Genomic DNA, 3363 nt, shown 5'->3' on the forward strand with positions numbered 1-3363 from the left:
CTGGGTTACACAAGTCCAGCAGAGTATGAGCGCAAATGCGCATAGTTATAGTGTCTACTTTTTGTGGGTAAGACCAGGTGCCGGTCGGTAAAAATTAGTTTCTGTGCTGCTCAAAATTTTGTGCACAGTTTTTGTATCCATTATTTGGCTTCCGGCCGTGGCACATTCAAGCAGTTTCGTTCCTAGAGCGTTCGCTTGTGTTCGGTAAAAGGTGGCAACTCCGCTGCAGTATCGTAGAGTGCCAGTAAGATAAAAATAGGTTGGGGAGAGTGCGGTATTCTTTCCTCGTAATTTTCGGGCGGTGGCCAGCCAGGCCGTGGCTGGCAGAGTGCTAATAGTTGGTCCAGAGCGCGTCAGCCATAACCAGGCTAGGCAGGCTCGCCCATCCCCTTCGGGGCTGGGCTGGACGGCCAACGCTGCGCGCCGGCCGCCCCTGCTAGCAACGTTAGCTCTCTTCATGGAAGAATAGTTGTATGGTCGAGACAATAGTTCTCTTAGCGTTATTAGTAATTTTTTCTCTACCTATTTATTTCCTACTTTTTCTTATTTATAGGGATAGGAACCCTTCTAGAAAATTTATCTTGTTTATTGCGGGGGCACTTTTTTTGTACGGTGGCTCGGTTGGGTATTTGTATGAAAAGATTGAGCCTCTATGGGAGAAGGCTGTTTCTGATATAAATACTTCTCTAGTGAATCTCAAAGATGAATCTGAAAGAATAAATTCCGTTCTAATTAATAAGGAATATGATTCAGAAGAAGAGCGTAAAATTTACGAGATTAGGAAGGTAGATCTGGATAAGCAAATTTCGCAAGAAGAAGGAAAAAGTAGCTTGGCGGAATGGTTTTTTCCACTTCAGTCCTTACTTGAAATTTCCGTTACATTGTTTGCGATAAATATAGCGTCAAACTACATTGCCAGTGCAACAATTAATAAAGATTCAACTAGGAATTTTTATGAGATTCCTAACGATATCAATAGGAAGATTGAAAGTTTAGAGAGCGCTGTTGATCGGCAAAGTACGGTAATACTTATACTCGTAGTCTTCGTGGGAGCGCTGCTGCTATGGAGCTAACAATTTGCTGCAGCCGACGTCTTACTTTATGCACATTTTGTGCGTTCGCTGCGCTCCCAATTTCGCACAAAATGAGCATAAAGTAATCCGCCGCTGAGCAAGGCGTTAGGGCGTAATCTGAATTCAGAGGTTTGATAAAAATAAATGGAAGATTTTAAAATCGTAGTTGTTCCTTTAATTGTCGCCATAATCAGCGCTGTACTAGCGGCACTTTTTGCGATTAATCTAAAGTACGCAAAAACGAAAGAAGAAGCACTATCAGGTATAAAGGCATCATTCTTTTCATGTGTATATTACGCTTGGGTCGCATGGCTAATATTCATAATTTTTAGAGAAGTAACTTCAGTTGAATCTATCACCCGAGGTAGCGTATTTTTGATTGTTATCAATACAGTCTGTATTGCCATGCTGATACAAATGCATTTTTTAAAGCGTATCATCTCGGTAGTTCAGTCAATTATTGAAATCCAAAATGCACAGATAGATAAAGAGCGTGGGGCTCAGGGACCCAAGAGCGGACCTCAGGCGCCGGCGCCCTAACAAACAGCGGCAGAGCGACAGCCAACGCTACGCACTTTTTGTGTTACTCGCTGCGCTCAAACATTAACACAAAAAGCGCTCCGCGCTGGCTGCGCCTGCGCTGGGCGTTAAGCGTCAATTATGACTGAGCGAGAGTTTATAGAATCAATTGACTTCGGCTTTCCCTATGAAGATAAAGAGAAGTCTATGGATTTGATTGCAAAAGGGAGGGCCATATCGGCTAATGCTTCTTTCATGGTTCTTCATGAGATAGTAAGAGCACCAAATGAAGTAGCGCAAGAAACAAAAGAAAGCCTATATCATTGTTGGCGCAATGGTTTTTCTCATGATCTTCTAGATCCTGTAAAAGAAGCAGCAGAGGCTTTGTTAGCAAACAAATTTATCTCAGTTACCCGCGCTATAGGACTAATGTGCGAGATTGAGAAATACATAAATCAATATTGCGCCCTAAGTATTGTCTACTTCTCATGCGATGATACTGAGGGGTTAGCCGATCAAAAATATAATGAGATAATCGAGCAATGGCAAAGCGCTTAACAAGCGGCAGCAATCGCTCCCGTTGGTCGCTGGGACAGCCAAAACGCTGCGCTTATTTGTCTGCCCCTGTGCCGGGCGTTAAGGCATTAGCATCATATGAAGAAAGGTACATGCAGTGCCTGTAATCGTCAGATTCAGAATACAGGTTTTGATATCTGCATGTATTGCGGCGCTGAACTCCAAGATGATCAGAGATTCTCTGAGTCTGAAAAAATAGCTCTAAAAAAACAAAATGAGGCGCTAAAAAGTGAGTTGCGTCAAAAGAGAGGAAAGCTAAATGTAACATCAATCTCGAATTGCGGGTTTGATGGAGGGCTAGATTTCGGTGGCTCTGATGCTGGCTGTGAGTGAAGTCTGCCTTAACAAACGCAAGCAGTTTGCTACGGATCTTCGGGCCTCCGCGGGACGCCCAACGCTATGCACGTTTAGTGCGGGTCGCTGCGCTCCCAGTTTCGCACAAAACGTGCATAGCATTGGTCGCCCCTGTTGCGGGCGTTATGGTGCCGGTCGGTAAAAATTAATAATTGTGCCGCTGCAAGTTTTTCGCACAGTTTTGGCATCCAGTATTTGGCGTTTTGCCAGAGCGCATTCAAGCAGTTTCGTTCCTAGAGTGTTCGCTCTGGTTTGGTAGGATCAGGCTATTCCGCAGTAGTATCGTGGCGTGCCAATAAGATAAAAACAGGTTGGGGAAAGTGCGGTATTCTTTTCTCGCAATTTTCGGGCGGTGGCCAGCCAAGCCGTGGCTGGCAGAGTGCTAGTAGTTGGTCCAGAGCACGTCAGCCATAACCAGGCTAGGCAGGCTCGCCCATCCCCTTCGGGGCCGGGCTGGACGTCCAACGCTACGCGTCGGCCGCCCCTGCTAGCAACGTTATGGTGCCGGTCGGTAAAAATTAATATTTGTGCGGCTGCAATTTTTGCGCACAGTTTTGGCATCCAGCATTTGGCATTTTGCTAGGGCACATTCAAGCGGTTTCTTTCCTAGAGTGTTCGCTAGGGTTCGGTAGAGTAGGGAAAATCCGCTGCAGTATTGTGGCGTGCCAATAAGAGAAAAACAGGTGGGGAAAATTGCGGTATTCTTTCCTTGTTTTATTCGGGCAGTGGCCAGCCAAGCCGTGGCTGGCAGCGTGCCAGTAAGTGGGTCCGCAGCGCGGCCAGCCATAACCAGGCGCTGCAGGGGACGGCTTACTTTGTGCACCTTTTGCGCAGGTCGCTT

Annotated in this window: 5 protein-coding genes; 4 read left to right on the forward strand and 1 reads right to left on the reverse strand. The window is 46.0% G+C overall.

What is annotated here, in order from left to right:
- Positions 1-473 precede the first annotated feature (473 nt).
- From ACNKU7_RS18700 to ACNKU7_RS18715, 4 genes are all read left to right on the forward strand, one after another.
- Positions 474-1073, forward strand: a complete 600-nt coding sequence (locus ACNKU7_RS18700) for a hypothetical protein (RefSeq protein WP_418298506.1) — start codon at positions 474-476, stop codon at positions 1071-1073.
- Between the two features lie 144 nt (positions 1074-1217).
- Positions 1218-1613, forward strand: coding sequence for a hypothetical protein (locus tag ACNKU7_RS18705; RefSeq protein WP_418298507.1), 396 nt, complete (start codon positions 1218-1220; stop codon positions 1611-1613).
- Between the two features lie 120 nt (positions 1614-1733).
- A complete protein-coding gene (locus ACNKU7_RS18710; protein WP_418298508.1) occupies positions 1734-2150 on the forward strand; it encodes a hypothetical protein in 417 nt (138 codons plus the stop codon).
- Between the two features lie 96 nt (positions 2151-2246).
- On the forward strand, positions 2247-2501 hold the full coding sequence (locus ACNKU7_RS18715) for a hypothetical protein (protein ID WP_418298497.1): 255 nt from the start codon (positions 2247-2249) through the stop codon (positions 2499-2501).
- A 517-nt stretch (positions 2502-3018) separates the two neighbouring features.
- Here the strand turns inward: ACNKU7_RS18715 and ACNKU7_RS18720 are convergent.
- A partial coding sequence (locus ACNKU7_RS18720; RefSeq protein ID WP_418298509.1) for a hypothetical protein occupies positions 3019-3363 on the reverse strand: 345 nt, incomplete at its 5' end.

This window comes from Microbulbifer weihaiensis, assembly GCF_048323715.1.
GTDB lineage: Bacteria > Pseudomonadota > Gammaproteobacteria > Pseudomonadales > Cellvibrionaceae > Microbulbifer.